Annotated in this window: 15 protein-coding genes and 1 tRNA gene; 1 reads left to right on the forward strand and 15 read right to left on the reverse strand. The window is 49.2% G+C overall.

Annotated features, from left to right (window positions below; genetic code table 11):
• Positions 1 to 29: 29 nt before the first annotated feature.
• From recJ to xerD, 3 genes are all read right to left on the reverse strand, one after another.
• Complete coding sequence (gene recJ / locus NV375_RS03340; protein WP_258806963.1) at positions 30 to 1,751, reverse strand: single-stranded-DNA-specific exonuclease RecJ; 1,722 nt, start codon at positions 1,749 to 1,751, stop codon at positions 30 to 32.
• A gap of 3 nt (positions 1,752 to 1,754) precedes the next feature.
• Positions 1,755 to 2,492 (reverse strand): bifunctional protein-disulfide isomerase/oxidoreductase DsbC, encoded by a 738-nt coding sequence (gene dsbC, locus NV375_RS03345; RefSeq protein ID WP_258806964.1) that lies wholly within the window; start codon positions 2,490 to 2,492, stop codon positions 1,755 to 1,757.
• Positions 2,493 to 2,583: 91 nt separating this feature from the next.
• Positions 2,584 to 3,495, reverse strand: coding sequence for a site-specific tyrosine recombinase XerD (gene xerD / locus NV375_RS03350; RefSeq protein WP_405035552.1), 912 nt, complete (start codon positions 3,493 to 3,495; stop codon positions 2,584 to 2,586).
• A gap of 87 nt (positions 3,496 to 3,582) precedes the next feature.
• Between xerD and NV375_RS03355 the strand changes: the two genes are divergently transcribed.
• Positions 3,583 to 3,667 (forward strand) — tRNA-Tyr (locus NV375_RS03355).
• 16 nt (positions 3,668 to 3,683) lie between these two features.
• Here NV375_RS03355 and NV375_RS03360 read toward each other — a convergent pair.
• The 12 genes from NV375_RS03360 to NV375_RS03415 form a co-directional block, all read right to left on the reverse strand.
• On the reverse strand, positions 3,684 to 4,658 hold the full coding sequence (locus NV375_RS03360; protein ID WP_258806966.1) for an NAD(P)H-quinone oxidoreductase: 975 nt from the start codon (positions 4,656 to 4,658) through the stop codon (positions 3,684 to 3,686).
• A 24-nt stretch (positions 4,659 to 4,682) separates the two neighbouring features.
• On the reverse strand, positions 4,683 to 5,510 hold the full coding sequence (locus NV375_RS03365; RefSeq protein WP_258806967.1) for a pirin family protein: 828 nt from the start codon (positions 5,508 to 5,510) through the stop codon (positions 4,683 to 4,685).
• Positions 5,507 to 6,472 carry a glutathione S-transferase family protein gene (locus NV375_RS03370; protein WP_258806968.1) on the reverse strand — a complete coding sequence of 322 codons (966 nt, stop codon included), beginning with the start codon at positions 6,470 to 6,472 and terminating at the stop codon, positions 5,507 to 5,509. Before NV375_RS03370 ends, NV375_RS03365 begins: the two co-directional genes overlap by 4 nt.
• Positions 6,473 to 6,538: 66 nt before the next feature.
• Positions 6,539 to 7,717: a lipid-A-disaccharide synthase gene (gene lpxB, locus NV375_RS03375; protein WP_258806969.1), complete on the reverse strand. Its 1,179-nt coding sequence runs from the start codon at positions 7,715 to 7,717 to the stop codon at positions 6,539 to 6,541.
• Between the two features lie 25 nt (positions 7,718 to 7,742).
• Complete coding sequence (gene lpxA, locus NV375_RS03380) at positions 7,743 to 8,507, reverse strand: acyl-ACP--UDP-N-acetylglucosamine O-acyltransferase (RefSeq protein WP_258806970.1); 765 nt, start codon at positions 8,505 to 8,507, stop codon at positions 7,743 to 7,745.
• Positions 8,508 to 8,963, reverse strand: coding sequence for a 3-hydroxyacyl-ACP dehydratase FabZ (gene fabZ, locus NV375_RS03385; RefSeq protein ID WP_126770560.1), 456 nt, complete (start codon positions 8,961 to 8,963; stop codon positions 8,508 to 8,510).
• Between the two features lie 50 nt (positions 8,964 to 9,013).
• The gene (gene lpxD / locus NV375_RS03390; protein WP_258806971.1) at positions 9,014 to 10,033 is read right to left on the reverse strand and encodes a UDP-3-O-(3-hydroxymyristoyl)glucosamine N-acyltransferase; all 1,020 of its coding nucleotides are present in this window, start codon (positions 10,031 to 10,033) and stop codon (positions 9,014 to 9,016) included.
• Positions 10,034 to 10,038: 5 nt separating this feature from the next.
• Positions 10,039 to 10,542 (reverse strand): OmpH family outer membrane protein, encoded by a 504-nt coding sequence (locus NV375_RS03395; RefSeq protein WP_258806972.1) that lies wholly within the window; start codon positions 10,540 to 10,542, stop codon positions 10,039 to 10,041.
• Between the two features lie 56 nt (positions 10,543 to 10,598).
• Positions 10,599 to 13,106, reverse strand: coding sequence for an outer membrane protein assembly factor BamA (gene bamA, locus NV375_RS03400; RefSeq protein WP_258806973.1), 2,508 nt, complete (start codon positions 13,104 to 13,106; stop codon positions 10,599 to 10,601).
• Positions 13,107 to 13,141: 35 nt separating this feature from the next.
• On the reverse strand, positions 13,142 to 14,497 hold the full coding sequence (rseP, locus tag NV375_RS03405; RefSeq protein WP_258806974.1) for a sigma E protease regulator RseP: 1,356 nt from the start codon (positions 14,495 to 14,497) through the stop codon (positions 13,142 to 13,144).
• On the reverse strand, positions 14,491 to 15,711 hold the full coding sequence (ispC, locus tag NV375_RS03410; protein ID WP_258806975.1) for a 1-deoxy-D-xylulose-5-phosphate reductoisomerase: 1,221 nt from the start codon (positions 15,709 to 15,711) through the stop codon (positions 14,491 to 14,493). The genes rseP and ispC overlap by 7 nt, the downstream gene beginning before the upstream one ends.
• Positions 15,708 to 16,571, reverse strand: coding sequence for a phosphatidate cytidylyltransferase (locus NV375_RS03415; RefSeq protein WP_258806976.1), 864 nt, complete (start codon positions 16,569 to 16,571; stop codon positions 15,708 to 15,710). Before NV375_RS03415 ends, ispC begins: the two co-directional genes overlap by 4 nt.
• Between the last annotated feature and the right edge of the window lies 1 nt (position 16,572).

The following is a 16,572-nucleotide window of genomic DNA, read 5'->3' on the forward strand; positions in this document are numbered from 1 at the left end:
CCAAGATTGTTTACAAAAGGGACGGCATTTTACCGTAAAGGCAACAAATGCTCCACCAGCAGTTGCACATTGGTGCGTCCACGAAAGTGGTTCAACTGAAGCTTATAAACGAGGTGAGCTTCACGGATAGATAAATTAGGCCATTCTTGCGTATCGACATTAAAGGCAATTGCATCAAGCACAATTCCGTCAGCCGTTTGCACCACCAGTTTCAAATGGTTTTGCCCAACAATGCGTTGTTGTACCAACTCGAAAACATCATCAAACAATGGTTCTGGGAAGCCCTGTCCCCAAGGACCTAAACGCTGCAGCTGGGCAACGAAATCTTGGGTAAAACAGGATGCGTCCAGCCCACCATCCGTCACAATGGTGCGTTGCAATGCTTCGGCTTCTAGCCATTCGGTCGCAACAGCAATGGCTGCTTGTTGAAATGCTTCAAGGTTTTCCGGTGCCAGCGAAAGGCCTGCGGCCATCGCGTGTCCACCAAAGCGCTCGATAAGTTCTGGATGCAAGGTGTGTACGCGTTCTAATAAATCTCGCATGTGCAATCCAGGGATTGACCGTGCGGAACCTTTTAGCAATCCGCCATCACCCGCAGCGAATGTTATCGTTGGGCGGTGAAACTGTTCTTTGACACGGCCCGCGACAATACCAACCACACCTTGATGCCACCCCTCTTGGTGCAACACCAAAAGCGGGGGCAAGTGCTCCTCCGAAAGTTGTAATTCAGCAACATAGTTTGCGGCACTTTCCCGCATTTCGGTTTCAATCGAGCGGCGCTCGGCATTCAAGTCATTAAGCTTTGCGGCGAGCTCGGTGGCGGTCGTCAGGTCATCACTGAGTAAGCATTCAATACCAATAGCCATATCATCTAAACGGCCCGCAGCGTTGATACGTGGTGCCAATGCAAAGCCAAGGTCGCTCGCCTGTAAGCGTTCTGGAGCACGTTGCGTCACTTGTAATAGTGCGTGGATTCCCGGTCGACAGTGACCAGCGCGTATACGCTGCAGGCCTTGTTGCACCAACACACGGTTGGTGCCATCGAGCTTTACCACATCGGCAACTGTGCCTAGAGCAACAAGGTCCAGCCACTCGGCAAGGTTGACTCGAGCCGCTGGATGTTGCTTGTCACGGGCACAGGCGCGGAGCGCCAACAGCACATAAAAAGCAACGCCGACACCAGCGATCGACTTACTAATAAAGCCGCACGCAGGTTGATTCGGATTCACGATCGCATAAGCCGCAGGCAATTCGCTACCGGCAAGATGATGATCCGTAATGATTACATCAAGCCCCGCCTCGTTTGCCGCGGCAACACCCGCGTGACAGGATATACCGCTATCTACGGTCACCAGTAATTGCGCCCCTTGTTGCTGCGCATAGCGCACCACATTGGGCGACAAGCCATAACCGTCGGTAAAACGATTCGGTACGCAATAGCTTACTTGCTGTGCGCCCATTGCCCGCAACGCCGATACCATCAAAGCGGTTGACGTAGCACCGTCCGCGTCAAAATCACCACAAATGCAAATGGGTTCCTGTTGCTCAATAGCTTGCAGCAGCCTAGCTGCTGCGCGCTTAGCGTCATGCAGATCGGTAAAGTGCGGGAGTTGTTGTAAACTGAGATCGAGTTGTTCCGCCGCTGTTAACCCTCGCCGCGCCAAAAGTTGGCGAACGATGTGCGGCAGCTCAGGCGGTAAACCACTATCATCAACGTCAGCACGGCGCTTAATCGTCAGCGCATCAGTCATAGTTTATCCCTGCTTTAGCATGCCCAGTAAACGGTTTGCATCCACTAAGCCAGGGACCATTTCACCCGAGGGCAGTACCATCGCTGGCGTACCACGCACACCAAATTTGTTGCCTAAGGCAAAGTGTGCAGCAACTGGATCATCACAGCTAGCAGCGGGTAAGCGCTTGTCATTTTTAGCGGCATCAAGCGCTGCTTTTTGATCGGCCGAGCACCAGATTGTTTTTAACTGCTGGTACGCACTGCCTTGAAGACCACTGCGTGGCCATGCAAGATATTGAATTGTAATGCCTTTACTGAGATAACTTTCGATAGTGTTGTGTAATTGACGACAATAACCACAGGTAGGATCGGTAAATACTGTCACCACATAATCCTCATCCGCCGCCTTGTAAGCAATCGTTTCATCAGCAACAGCAGCGACATCGCGCTGACGCATAGCACGAATAGCGTTTTCGCTAAGGTTCACCGGTTCACTACCGGCAATGTCATAAATACGGCCGCCTATCAGTTTCTTACCATCGTCAGCAACGTAAACGAGACCTTGATCGGTAATCACCTCGTAAACACCAGGAATCGATGACTCTTTTGCTGACTCGATGTTAAAGCCCATCTGCTGCAAGTAACTGGTATCGAAAACGGCAGACTCGTTGGCCGACGAATTAGCTGTCGCTTGGGCTTCTTGTTGCGGTGAACAAGCCAATAAACCAATAATACTCGCGGCCAAAAATAACTGTTTCATAGATGTCTCATTTAGCTTCATTGATAGGTAAAAGGTAATCTCGTTATGCCGTTCAGTGTAACGTTATTTGCTCGGAAACGCAGCCACTTTGCTAAGCACGAGGATGATGTGTTGCATGCAGTTGCTGTAACCGTTCTCGCGCCACATGCGTATAGATTTGTGTCGTCGACAAATCGCTATGGCCAAGCAGCATTTGCAACACGCGCAGGTCCGCTCCATGGTTTAATAAATGGGTCGCGAAAGCGTGGCGCAAAGTATGAGGTGATAAATGCGAACGAATATCCGCCTGCTGCGCATAGAATTTTATACGATGCCAAAACGCTTGCCGTGTAAGCGCACCACCACGTCGGGTCACAAACACATAATCGCTGGGCACTTTAGTTAACTGCGCACGCGCTTCTTTCGTGTAGCGCTGCAACCACTCTAAAGCTGTTTCACCAAGCGGCACCAAACGTTCCTTGTTGCCTTTGCCCACCACTCGCACCAACTCTTGCTGCAATGAAATCTGATTGAAAGTCAGTTGTGTCAATTCGGTAACTCGCAAGCCTGTCGCATAGAGTACCTCGAGCATCGCCCGATCACGCAATTGCACCGGATCGCTTACATCGGGTGCCTGCAATAACGCCTCAACCTCACTTTCGGCAAGACTATGGGGCAACGCTTGTGGTTGTTTCGGTTGGCGTAATCGCGCAGTTGGGTCATCGACGCAAAGGCGCTCTTGTACCGCGTAGGTGTAAAATTTTTTCAGTGCACTCAACGCCCGTGCGGTACTTCGCGGTGATAAGCCTTGTTGCCGGCGCCAAAGCAAATAATCTTCAACGTCCGCACTACACACCTGAAGGAGTTCGGCATGCTCGCCGCGGTGCGCAAGGATGAACTGCAAAAATTTCTTTAAATCGGCCGCATAGGCAGCGCTCGTGTGCGGACTGACACCCTGCTTCAGCCAAAGGCGATCGAGGAAGGTGGCGATAATTTCAGCATGCTTTGTCGACAAAATAGGCAACCTATGTGGAACAACAAGAAATAACCGTGGCTTTTATCATAGCGGGGTTTACAGGCTGCCTCAATCTGCTACTATGCCCGCCTTCGTGGAGGGGTTCCCGAGTGGCCAAAGGGATCAGACTGTAAATCTGACGGCTCAGCCTTCGCAGGTTCGAATCCTGCCCCCTCCACCATTTTCCCGGGTCGAATCTACTCCCAAGCAAGAACCAATTTTCCTTGTGTTTCGTTGCGGCGCATTTGCGTTAACGCTTGCTTCATTTCGCTCAGCGGATAAACCTTCTCGATCAATACTTGGCAGCGCCCGCTAGCCAGCAGCGGCCAGACATGCTGTTCCAACGCACGCATAATCTTCGCCTTCACTGGCAACGGTTGATTGCGTAGCGTACTACCTTGAATCCGTTGGCGCTTCATCAATAGACGGCCAGCATCAATCGTTGCCTCACGCCCTCCCATCAAGCCGAGAACAACGATGCGGCCATCTTGCAACAAGACCTGCTGGTCTTGTGCTAAATAGTCTCCAGCAACGGGGTCAATAATAACGTCTGCCCCACCCCAGTTCTTCACCGCCTCAACAAAGCTTCCCTGCCGCCGATTCCAGCCTGCTTCCGCACCTAGCTGTTGGCAAAATGCGATCTTCTCATCCGTACCCGCGGTGACAAAAACCGGATTATGGTTGTGCTTCGCAAGTTGCAGCGCCGCTAAACTAACACTACTTGCACCGGCATGAAGTAATAAACGTTCATGCGGTTGTATACCGGCCACTTCATAAAGATTAAACCAAGCGGTGGCAAAGGCCTCACAAAGCGCGGCACCTTGCGCAGCGGAGATCCCGCGAGGCAATTTTGCCACTTGTTGCTCGCTCACCACCACATGATCGGCGTAGCCTCCAGCAGCAAGCAAAGCACATACTTCATCACCGGGCTGCAAACGACTCACGGCTGGACCAACAGCGATGACCGTGCCACTTGCTTCGAGTCCTAAAATCTCAGAAGCACCCGGCGGTGGCGGATAATGTCCAGCAAGTTGCATGAGGTCCGCACGATTCATACCACTGTGTGAAATCGCAATAACCACTTCGTCTGTGGTTGGCGCTGCATAGTTAAATTGCACGCGTTGCGGCTCACCATCTTGCGCTCGAAATCCTACCGCTGTATGTGTACTCATGAAAACCTGCCCTTAAAAAGATGATCAATTGGCGACAAGGCGGCCACGCTGATAATCACTGATGGCTTGCTCAATCTCGGCCTGCGTATTCATCACAAATGGGCCATATTGAGCTATCGGTTCACCAATAGGTTCGGCCGCCAATAGCAGCATGCCAGCCTCGCCATGTGAGCGCAATGCAAGCTCGGCGTCGGGCGCCAAGCGCACCAATTCACCGCGTTGCAGTAGCGTGCCATTTAGCTCCACTTCGCCCTGATACACATAGGCCAAACGCGTTTGCTGACTGATTTCCCCTTGCTGCCAGAGCGTGGCATCCGAAAACTTTAAATCATACATCTGAAATTGTTGGTCAGTCTGTTGGATCGGCCCTTCGTGTTCCTGAAAATGACCTGCGATGACCCTTAAAGTGAGGCCCTCTAAGGCTACTTCGGGAATTTTCGTCGCCGGATAATCCGCCCATTGCGCAGCACTCATTTTCTCTTTTGCAGGCAAGTTAAGCCAAAGTTGGAAACCCCACATTAGGCCTTCTTCTTGCTTCGGCATCTCTGCGTGAATGATGCCCCGTGCAGCTTTCATCCATTGCGCACCACCACTTTCAACCACACCAGTGTTACCTTCTGAATCTTTGTGCTCCATGCGCCCCGCCAGCATATAGGTAAGCGTCACAAAGCCGCGATGTGGATGCGGCGGAAAGCCGGCAATATAGTCGTTCGGATCATCAGAGCGGAATTCATCCAACATTAAAAATGGATCTTGGTAACGCAGGCTCGGTTGATTAATGATGCGTGTAAGCTTAACTCCAGCACCATCTTGTGCTGGCATTCCACGATGTCGACTTAGAATAGCAGTCATAGTACTTTTCCTCGTTGATGCGGTGCGGCAAAGTCAAGCGCTGGCCCGCGTGGCACAATTTGTGTCGGATTTATCATCGTATGGCTTGCATAGTAATGTTTCTTTATGTGATCCATCACCACGGTCTCAGCGACGCCCGGCACTTGATACAAAGCGCGAACATAGTCCCAAAGCGCAGGATAATCGACGATTCTTCGTTGATTCGTTTTAAAGTGCCCATGATAGACAGCATCAAATCGCACGAGTGTTGTAAATAGCCGCCAATCCGCTTCGGTAACTTCGTCACCGGCAAGAAAACGCTGTTGCTGCAAACGTTTTTCGAGCTTATCTAAGGTCAAGAATAATGCATCGAAGGCCTCTTCATACGCCTCTTGCTGCGTTGCGAAACCGCACTTGTAAACGCCATTATTCACATTGTCGTAAACTTCGTCATTGATGTTATCGATAGCATCCCGGAGTGACTGCGGATAGAAGTCCAGCTGATTTCCCGTAATAGCATTAAACGCATCATTGAACATACGAATAATGTCTGCGGATTCATTGCTCACGATGGTTTGCTTTTCTTTATCCCACAACACCGGAACGGTGACTCGACCACTGTAATTGGGATCCGCTTTCAGGTACAACTGATAGAGGAATTCTAAGCCATAAAGCGGATCATGTAAGGCTTGTTGTTGGTCAGAGGCGAATTCCCACCCGTTTTCGAGCATCAGTGGCTCAACTGCTGACACACTGATGTGTTCTTCAAGTCCTTTTAACTTGCGGAAAATAAGGGTGCGATGCGCCCAAGGACATGCATAAGATACGTACAGATGATAGCGCCCACTTTGTGCGGGAAATTCTGCATCCGGAGCGTTGCTGAGCCAGTTTCTAAATTGCGCAGCACTACGCTCAAAACGGCCACCATGCTTGTCAGTGTCGTACCATTTATCGTGCCACTTGCCATCGACTAATAATCCCATGTTCACCTCAACGTCTGTGAAAGATAACCTAAGTATAATCTTAAACAAATCGATTGATTAGTGCGTTTATACGGGTTTACCTTTCGACAAAATAGAACGTTCAACGGAAGCGAGCTCAAGTGCCACGCTTGCACTCAATACGTCGGCATCGCGCTGTAAATTTCGGTGAAGTTCACTGAAGCGCTCAATGAGCGCACCATCATTGGCTTCCGCTAGTTGCTTTTCGAGTGCAGCAACCAAGGCTTCTGGGGTGACTTGCTGTTGCACCAGTTCTGGAACTAACGCTTCGTCGGCGAGTAGATTCGGTAAACTAAAAAATTTCGCCTTGAACATGCGCTTGATCAATTGATAACTCAACCAATTAAAACGATAGGCAACGGCCATTGGCCGCTTTATCAACATTGCTTCTAACGTAACTGTGCCCGAGGTCAGCAGCAAGGCATCAGCAGCAGCCATTGCCGTGCGCGATTGCCCATCAATTAAGGTTAACGGTAAGTTAGGCGCCAATTGTTGTTGTAAGGCACGGAATTGCTCTGCACGGGCATTAGAAATCATCGGACTGATAAATTTTGCCTGCGGGTGCCGTTCATGGAACTTTTCCGCGGCGGCTAAAAAAACGGGTCCCAACCGCGCGATCTCGCCGCTCCGACTGCCCGGCAATAGTGCCACTACAAAGTTATCGGTTAATCCCAGCTCAGTCCTTGCGTCAGCCTTCTCCCAGTGCATCGGAATCACATCTGCTAACGGATGTCCTACGAACGTAGCGGGTAAGCCATGTTGGTCGTAAAAGTCTTTTTCGAAGGGTAAGAGGCATAAGACATGATCGACACTTTCCTTAATACCTTTAATACGTCCTTGCCGCCACGCCCAAACACTTGGACTGACATAATGCAGTGTAGGTATTTCATGCGCCTTCAAACGCTTGGCAATTGGTAAGTTAAAGTCTGGAGCATCAATCCCAATAAAAACTGCTGGCCGCTGCTTGAGCAAGGTTGCGACAATGTTTCTACGATGGCGTAACAAGGTCGGCAAGCGGCCTACGACCTCAGCGATTCCCATGACTGCGAGGTCTTCCATGGGCACCAAACTCGTTAAGCCCTCAGCAGCCATCAACGGCCCGCCAACCCCAATAAACCTGACGTCTTGATGGCGCTCTTTGAGTGCACGCATCAATCCAGCACCTAGCAAATCACCAGAGTGTTCGCCGGCTAATAAAGCAACAGTCAAAGGCTGTGATGCGTGCATAGTAGCGATGTCGTTAGATAGGTTATCAGCGGATAATACCGCGTGAGCTATTCTGTACAAACTGAATCAATTCATTCAGTTCTGGCGCCTGCCACGTTTCTATTTCAGCGACAGCTTCTTCAACGGTTAAGCCCTTCCGGTAAAGCGTTTTAAAGGCCCGTTTTATTTGCATAATCGCTTCTTTATCAAAACCACGACGCTTCAGACCTTCGCTATTGATCGTGCGCGGTACGGCATTATGACCCTGCGCCATAATATAAGGTGGGACGTCTTGAACGACCACGGAATTAACAGCCGTAAACGCATGGGCGCCGATATGGCAAAACTGATGTACGCCGGTAAACCCACCGAGAATCGCCCAATCACCAACATGAACATGACCCGCTAAGGTCGTATTATTCGCAAGAATTACGTTATCTCCGACCATACAGTCATGGGCAACATGCACATAGGCCATCAACAAGTTGTTGCTGCCAATTTTGGTCAGGCTCTGATCTTGAATAGTGCCACGATGAATCGTCACGCACTCGCGAATAATATTATGATCGCCAACTTCGAGTCGTGTCGGCTCACCATGATACTTTTTGTCTTGGCAGTCTTCTCCTACCGAAGCAAACTGGTAAATCTTATTGCCTTTACCTAATACGGTTGGGCCTTTAACCACAACGTGTGGGCCAAGCCAACAATCATCGCCAATGACTACATCGGGCCCAACAATACTGTAAGGCCCAATTTCAACGTTATTCCCGATGACCGCCTTGTCATCAATGATCGCTGTAGGATGAATCACTTAAGTTTCTCTTCTTGCGCAAATGATATCGGCACTGCAAGCGAGCTCGCCAGCAACTTCAGCACGGCCTTTAAAAACCCAAATCCCGCGACGTTCCTTCTCAAAACTGACATGCAGATCAAGTTGGTCGCCAGGGATAACTTGGCGTTTAAAGCGAGCATTATCAATGCCTGCAAACAAGTATAGGTCATTCGCTCCAGGCTTGCTTTCGGTAATTTTAAAGCCTAACAGACCAGCGGCTTGGGCCAATGCTTCAAGAATTAAAACACCGGGGAAAATGGGATTCCCTGGAAAATGGCCATTAAATAAATTCTCATTGATACTAATATTCTTAACCGCATGAATATGTTTCTCTGCATCGCAGCTAACAACTTTATCCACTAATAAAAATGGATAACGATGCGGCAATAGGCGCATAATTTCATGAATATCAAAAGCGGAGTCAGATGCTGACAAAATTCAATCTCCGTAGCTAGTGCGGCCGCAAGCAACGACCGCTGAAGTGCTCATTCGCTAAGTTTTTTTTCAATCTTCTTCACGCGTTGGAAAAGATCATCGAGCTGCCGATAACGTGCGCCATTTCGACGCCATTCGCGATGCGGCGCGGCCGGAATACCTGAAGCATAAACACCAGGTTCCGTAATGGCTTTGATGACCATTGAAAAGCCACTGATCTGCACATCGTCGCAGATTTCGATGTGTCCGTTGATCGCAGTCGCACCACCTATTAAACAACGCTTACCAATGCGACAACTACCCGCTAGCACGGTACAACCGGCTATAGCGGTATCTTCGTCAATAAAGACGTTGTGAGCAATTTGACATTGGTTGTCAATAATACAGCCACTCGAAATGATTGTGTCGTCTAATGCGCCACGATCAACCGTGGTATTCGCGCCAATCTCAACGCGGTCATGAATCACCACGCGGCCAAGTTGTGGAATCTTAATCCACTTGCCGTGTTCATTGGCCCAACCAAAACCATCCGCGCCGATAACCGCGCCGCTGTGCAACAAGCAGTTATTGCCAATCACGCAGTTGTGATAGATCACCACCTGTTGCCAAAGTTTGGTATTCGCGCCAATCTTCACGCCAGGACCAATGTAACATCCTGCGCCAATTTGCACGTTGTCACCAAGCTCGGCGTTATCACTGATGATCGCAAAGGCTCCAATGGAAACGTTTTCACCGATGCTTGCAGAGTCAGCTACCTTCGCAGCCTCGTCGATCCCTGATGCTGACACCGGCGTGGTATCAAGCTGTTGCGCAACTTTCGCAAAACCGGCGTAGGGATTTTTTGTTACCAACGCAGCAATGCCTTCGGGTAACTCAACATTCGGTGCGACAATGACCGCACTAGCTTGCGTCGTCTCCAATTGCGCTCGGTATTTTTCATTGGCCAAAAACGCAATTTGCCCCGACGTAGCCGAGGCAAGCGTTGCAACGCCAGTGATGGTTAGTTCACCATCACCGACAACTTGGGCATCAATTACTGATGCCAACTGTTGCAATGTCATGGTTTGCATTCGACTTAGTTTCCACCTGTCATTTTTGCAACCACTTCATCCGTCAAGTTCAGACTGTCACCAGCATACAGAACAGACTGGCTGTTAAGGACCAAATCGAAGCCCTCAGCTTGAGCAACTTGTTGTGATGCTTGGAAAACTTCACGCATAAGTTTGTTGCGTTCTTCATTACCACGACGCTCGTTATCTTCTTGGAAGGCACGTGCTTTCATTTGGTATTGAGTTTCCAGCATTTCCATTTCACGCTGCAAATCGCGGCGCTCAGATGGCGACATAATTTGTGCGTCACGCTCTGCTTTCTCACTCAAAGCCTGCATTTCACCGCGCATTTTTTCAAGCTCGCTAATGCGTCCAGCGAACTCTTCCTGCAGACGGTTTGATAGCTCTTGTACCTGCGGTAACTGTTGCAACACAGTTTGCATGTCTACAAAACCAACTTTCTGTTGAGCTTCTGCCGCAGAGGCGAACATTGAGGTAGCAAGTACTGCTGCCGCTACTGTTGTTTTCATTAATGCTTTCACGTAACTACTCCTGTTATTCATAAGTTCAGGCACGAGTATTTATTTTAGAATGTCGTACCAAAGTTGAAACTAAAGGTTTTGGCTCTATCACCCTCATAATCCTTGATTGGACGACCAAAGGCAAATGTCAGAGGTCCCATTGGTGAGAGCCACTGCACCGCAATACCGGCCGAAGCACGGTAAAGGTCCGGCGAACTGAAGTCTTCCAGACGATAGTTCAGGTTGCCCACCTGTTGTAATTGGCGATACTCGTCGTACTGGAACTCAGTATCCCAAACACTGCCCACATCAAGGTAAATACTTGTGCGCACAGAGTTTTTATTTTCATCTTTTACCAACGGCGTCGGAATAATAAGTTCTATTCCGCCTGCATACATGGCGTTACCACCCACTGAATACTGGCTAACCGCAAGGGTGTCAGCTCCCGGTCCTACTGGTAAATCCGTAGGTGTACCACCAAAACCTGGAGGACCTAAAATACTGTCCGGATAGCGGTATACAGCGCGTGGACCGATGGTGTTCGGTTCGAAACCGCGAAGATCGTCGTTACCGCCGATACGGAAGTTCTCATAAAACGGGAAGATGTAATCATTGCCGTTATTATCGGTGCCATAACCGTTGCCGTACCCTACATTTAAGCGGGTCAACAACACAAAGCTATGGTCATCGGTAAGTGGCCAGTAATGTTTAAAATCGTAATTCACTCGGAAGTAACGAACATCACTACCTGGCACTGTAATTTCAGCATTAACCCGGTTCATTGTACCTGCGGTCGGGAACGTACCACGGTTCAAGGTCACGCGACTCCAACCCGCTTCTAATGACATCATATCAAACGCAACGCCAGAGTTTGGATCTTGCTTATCAATATAGGGCTGGTAGAAACGTTTGACCTGCTCGTAACCTTCTACATTGGTAACTTCTTCACGACGCAACATTGTACCGAAGTTAACGCTACTCACTTCGCTGATTGGAAAGCTTACACTCGAGCCAATACCAATTCGCTTGGTATTGTAGCGGATGAGGTTTTCTTGCTGACCAGCGTCAAACTCACTCATAAAGACCTGCCCAGACAGGTTAACACCGTCTGTCGTAAAGTAGCGGTCCATATAAGACAAACTTAAAGTTCGATTAAAGCGATTAGTGTTGATGTTAATCGCTGCGCGGTTACCGGTACCAAGAAAGTTATCTTGCGAAACACCTACACCGATTTGCAATTTCGAATAGTCTCCATAGCCCAACATAAAGTTGAAAGAACCTGACGGTTGTTCTTTTACGAGGTATTCGATATCGACCAGATCATCACGACCATTTACCCGCGTGGTTGAATTTTCTACAGTTTCAAAGAAGCCAAGACGTTCAAGGCGTAACTTGCCTTGTTCGACCATTTCGTCATTTAACGGCGCCCCTTCGAACTGACGCATTTCACGCCGCAAAACTTCATCTTCAGTTACCGTGTTACCACGGAACTTGATGCGGTTTACGTAAACGCGTTTACCAGGATTTATCGAGAAGATTAAATCAACTTCTTTGTTCTCTTCATCGATTTCAGGAATGGCACGTACCTCTGGGTAAGCATAACCGTAGCGACCATACAATTTGGCGACAATTTCTTCGATATAGGTAACTTGCGCAGCGCTGTATTGCGTACCCGAATCGATTTTAGTTAACCGCTCGACCACGTCACGTTGACCACGAAGGTCACCGATAACACGCGTTTCATTGACAGTAAAAATATCACCTTCGTTGATGTGAATCGAAATATACACACCCGAACGATCTGGGGTCATACTGACCTGCACAGATTCAATCGCAAAGGTTAAATAACCGCGGTCCTTGTAAAACGACTCAAGTGTTTCTAGGTCACCACTTAATTGTTGCTTCTGATACGTGCGAGCACCGATGAAGTTCCACCACGGTAACTTATCTTTCAGTTCAAAGTTCGCAAGCAACTCTTCGTCGCTAAATACTGAATTCCCGACGATGTTAATTTGTTGAATTTCAGCCGAATCGCCCTCTTCAAATTCAATTTCGAGACGCACACGATTACGTGGCAAGCGAATGATATTGACCTCGACTTGCGCATTGTACTTACCGATCGAGTGATAAAAGTCTTCAAGACCAGTTTCAATACTAGCAATGGTGGTTAAATCGAGCGGCTCACCTTCAATGATTCCTTGATCGGTTAAGCTTTGAACAAGCTGTTCGTCTTTGATATCACTATTGCCATCAAACTCGATCGCACTAATCGTAGGTCGCTCAGTAACTTCAAAAATCAAGGTGTCGCCGACACGACGTACCACGATGTTATTAAAGTGGGTAGAGGAATAAAGTGAGCGAATTGAGGTTTGGATATTTTCGCTATCAATGCTATCGCCGACACGAATCGGTATGTACGTTAAAGCGGCGCCAAGCGCAACACGTTGTAAACCACGTACACGAATATCTTCAACAACAAATTCTTCCGCGCCATCGGCGCCTGTCTCAGCGCTGTAGGCTGGTAATGCAGCACCCGCCATGAGGGCACTTAAAAATAGCTTTTTCAACGTCATTCTGTGCTACTTATTTGTTTATTGTAAATGTAATCTCACTTAAACAATCGCAACAAGTCATTACTAATTGCTATTGCCATCAGTGCGAATATCAGTGCACCACCAATGCGGTAGCTAATCTCTTGAACACGCTCTGAAACCGCTTTTTTGCGCACTCCTTCAATCCCAAGAAAGAGTAAATGCCCACCGTCTAACATGGGCAATGGTAACAGATTAATGATACCGAGATTAACACTGATGAGCGCGAGAAACCCTAAAAAGTAAACCAATCCATAGCTTGCTGAAACCCCTGCTCCCTCGGCTATCGCCACTGGTCCGCTGAGGTTGGTCACCGAAACCGTACCAGTGAGCAGCTTACCTATCATTTGTACGCTCAAAACCATAAGGTTCCACGTACGTTCTGCACCTTTTGTTAGGCTATCGACTATACCGTATTGCTGTACGAACCGATAGGCCTCTGGGTAGCTATCTCGTGCAGGCTCTACCCCTAAATAACCATAGGTCTTGCCTTCGAACTCACGTTGTCCCATCGTCACCGGCACTTCGACTTCTGTACCATTACGGACGATGGTAAGTACGACTTGCGCACCGGGCGCCGCCATAATTGCGTCTCGTATTTGAGACCATTCGTTAAAGAGAGTTCCATCCACCGCCAAAATTTTGTCACCAACTTGCAATCCAGCTTGCGCAGCGGGTGAATTTTCTTGGACAAACGCCAACTCGGTATAGACTGCAGGTTGAAACGGCTGGAAACCTAATGCACTGAAGGTCGGGATCTGTTCATCACCTAAGCGCCAGTTACTAATATCCAACTCAAACGTACGTTCACGCTGACGCTCATCAACGACCGTAATCGTTGCCCGTTCATTACCCAAAGCTGCAGCAAAGCCCAAGTTAACTTGCTGCCAGTCCTCGGTGCGACGGCCGTTTACGCTGACGATCTCGCTGGGTGTTGGTAAATCGACTTGCGCCGCTACCGAGTTAGGTGTCACTGCACCAACAACCGGTTTTACCGATGGCACGCCGATGAAGAACATGCCCCATAGCACCACGATAGCGAGTAAAAAGTTAGCTACTGGCCCAGCAGCGACAATCGCTGCACGCTGGGTAACCGTTTTACTATTAAAGCTTAAGTGCCGCTCGTCTGGCGCAACATCATCTACCCGTTCGTCAAGCATCCTTACATAGCCGCCCAGCGGGATGCGGCTCACTTGATAGCAGGTACCGTCCTTACCTTGGCGTTGCCATAGCGCTTTACCAAAGCCAACGGAGAACGTTAATACCTTCACGCCACATTTGCGCGCCACCCAAAAATGACCAAACTCGTGAAAGGTGACCAATACCCCTAAGGTGACAACAAATGCGCCTAATGACCAAAGAATGTCTAGCATGAATAATTCATCTCAATTAAATTCGTTGCGTTCGCCCGCGCCTGCTCATCAACAGACAAAACCGCCTCTAAAGAGTTCACATCGTGTCCAGCATGAGTTGTTTCAAGCTGTTTCACTACCGCTGCACAAACTTCCGCAATAGCGGTAAACCGCAAAGTACCCTTCAGAAAATGCTCGACCGCAACTTCGTTCGCTGCATTTAGCGCTGTAGTTGCCCACTGCCCCTGCCAACAAGCCTTAATCGCTAAAGCCAGACAGGGATAACGTTCGGCATCAGCACGAGCGAAGGTCAGGTTTTGTAAAGCCATAAAATCGAGCGGTTCGACGCCACTGGCAATACGTTCTGGAAAGCTTAAACAGTGCGCGATTGGCGTTCGCATATCAGGCTGCCCCATTTGCGCCAGTACCGAACCATCCGCATAGCTCACCATCGAATGAATCACGCTTTGCGGGTGTAGCACAACGTCCAATTGTGCTGCGGTACAATTAAATAACCAGCGGGCTTCGATATACTCCAAGCCTTTATTCATCATCGTTGCTGAATCAACCGAAATCTTTTGCCCCATATCCCAATTAGGATGGGCGCACGCCGCCGCAGGTGATTGTTCGGTAAGTTCAGCAAGCGGCAACTCACGAAATGGGCCGCCAGAGCCGGTGAGAATAATTTTATCAATGCCCGCAGCGGCAAGGTCGCAGCGACCTAACTGCTGAGCTTCGCGCGGTAAACATTGAAAAATAGCATTATGCTCGCTATCGACGGGTAAAATTTGCGCGCCACTCGCCAAGGCAGCGTCCATAAACAGTTGGCCAGACATGACCAATGCCTCTTTATTCGCCAACAGGACGCGTTTGCCCGCTTGCACCGCGGCCAGTGTCGGAGCTAACCCAGCGCCACCAACAATCGCCGCCATAACGGTGTCATTCGCTTCGTTACTTGCAGCCTCTTGCAACGCACCAAGACCACTCCGAACCTCAATCGTCGCTGTGGAGGGCTGACTACGCAGCACCTTCGCTAGTTCCGCGGCAGCCTCTTTACAAACCATGATCGCTTGCCGCGGGCGAAACTCGCTACACAGCGCCATCATCTGTTTGACGTTGGTATTCGCAGTAAGTACATCAATTTGAAAACGCTCAGGGTGTTCACGGACTACCGCAAGTGTATTTAACCCTATTGAACCCGTGGCACCGAGAATACAAAGACGATGCTGACTCATAACAACAACCACACATAAGCCAACGTAAAGACAGGAAGTGCCGCAGTTAAACTATCAATGCGATCCAACAAACCACCATGACCAGGCAGCAAAGCACCGCTGTCCTTGACTCCAGCACAACGTTTAAACATGCTTTCTGTTAAGTCGCCAAAGACCGACACGACAACCGTGAGTAAGCCAGTGAAATAAAAGCCACTGTATTGCTCAGCTGGCACTTGCACCCATTGCGCTAAAACCATCATCACCACGAAAGCCAAGGCAATGCCACCAAGTAAGCCTTCCATCGTTTTGCCAGGACTTACCGCAGGCATAAGCTTATTTCTTCCATAGCGCACGCCGGCAAAATAGGCACCGACATCTGCAGCCCAAACCAACAATAAGATAAACAACAAAACAAAACCGCCAAAGAGCGGTTCGGCACTATAATTCAATGAGCGCACAGCAAACAGCCCTGCGGCCGCTGGTACAAGTGTCAGATAGCCGAAAACACCGACAATCGAACGCGTCCGCGACCATAACCGTCGACTATTCGGATAATTGAGAACTAACAAGGTCGCGATGACCCACCAAACGGCGCCGGCGACAAGGATCCAGAAATACAGCGGATGTAATGCTTTATCCTGCCAGATTTCGGTAACAGGGAAAAACCACTGCAAAGCAATCAATAAACCACCGACCGACGCGGTATAAAGTGCACGGCTACCAGCGCGACGTAACCCCATAATCGGGGACCACTCCCATGCGGCGCCTAACATGACTACGGTGATAACTACGGCAAACCATTCCAGCGCCAAAGCGAACACACAGTAAAGCGCCAAGGGCAGTAAAATAAGTGCTGTTATTAGACGTTGTTTTAACACG

Origin of the sequence: Pseudidiomarina sp. CB1 (assembly GCF_024752025.1) — a bacterium.
GTDB lineage: Bacteria > Pseudomonadota > Gammaproteobacteria > Enterobacterales > Alteromonadaceae > Pseudidiomarina.

Bases quoted from the DNA above. Each gene is read 5' to 3' on its own strand.
- recJ (WP_258806963.1), bottom strand. From the start codon at position 1,751: ATGACTGATGCGCTGACGATTAAGCGCCGTGCTGACGTTGATGATAGT.
- ispC (WP_258806975.1), bottom strand. From the start codon at position 15,711: ATGAGTCAGCATCGTCTTTGTATTCTCGGTGCCACGGGTTCAATAGGG.
- NV375_RS03395 (WP_258806972.1), bottom strand. From the start codon at position 10,542: ATGAAAACAACAGTAGCGGCAGCAGTACTTGCTACCTCAATGTTCGCC.
- NV375_RS03360 (WP_258806966.1), bottom strand. From the start codon at position 4,658: ATGAGTACACATACAGCGGTAGGATTTCGAGCGCAAGATGGTGAGCCG.
- rseP (WP_258806974.1), bottom strand. From the start codon at position 14,497: ATGCTAGACATTCTTTGGTCATTAGGCGCATTTGTTGTCACCTTAGGG.
- bamA (WP_258806973.1), bottom strand. From the start codon at position 13,106: ATGACGTTGAAAAAGCTATTTTTAAGTGCCCTCATGGCGGGTGCTGCA.
- lpxD (WP_258806971.1), bottom strand. From the start codon at position 10,033: ATGCAAACCATGACATTGCAACAGTTGGCATCAGTAATTGATGCCCAA.
- dsbC (WP_258806964.1), bottom strand. From the start codon at position 2,492: ATGAAACAGTTATTTTTGGCCGCGAGTATTATTGGTTTATTGGCTTGT.
- NV375_RS03365 (WP_258806967.1), bottom strand. From the start codon at position 5,510: ATGACTGCTATTCTAAGTCGACATCGTGGAATGCCAGCACAAGATGGT.
- NV375_RS03370 (WP_258806968.1), bottom strand. From the start codon at position 6,472: ATGGGATTATTAGTCGATGGCAAGTGGCACGATAAATGGTACGACACT.
- lpxB (WP_258806969.1), bottom strand. From the start codon at position 7,717: ATGCACGCATCACAGCCTTTGACTGTTGCTTTATTAGCCGGCGAACAC.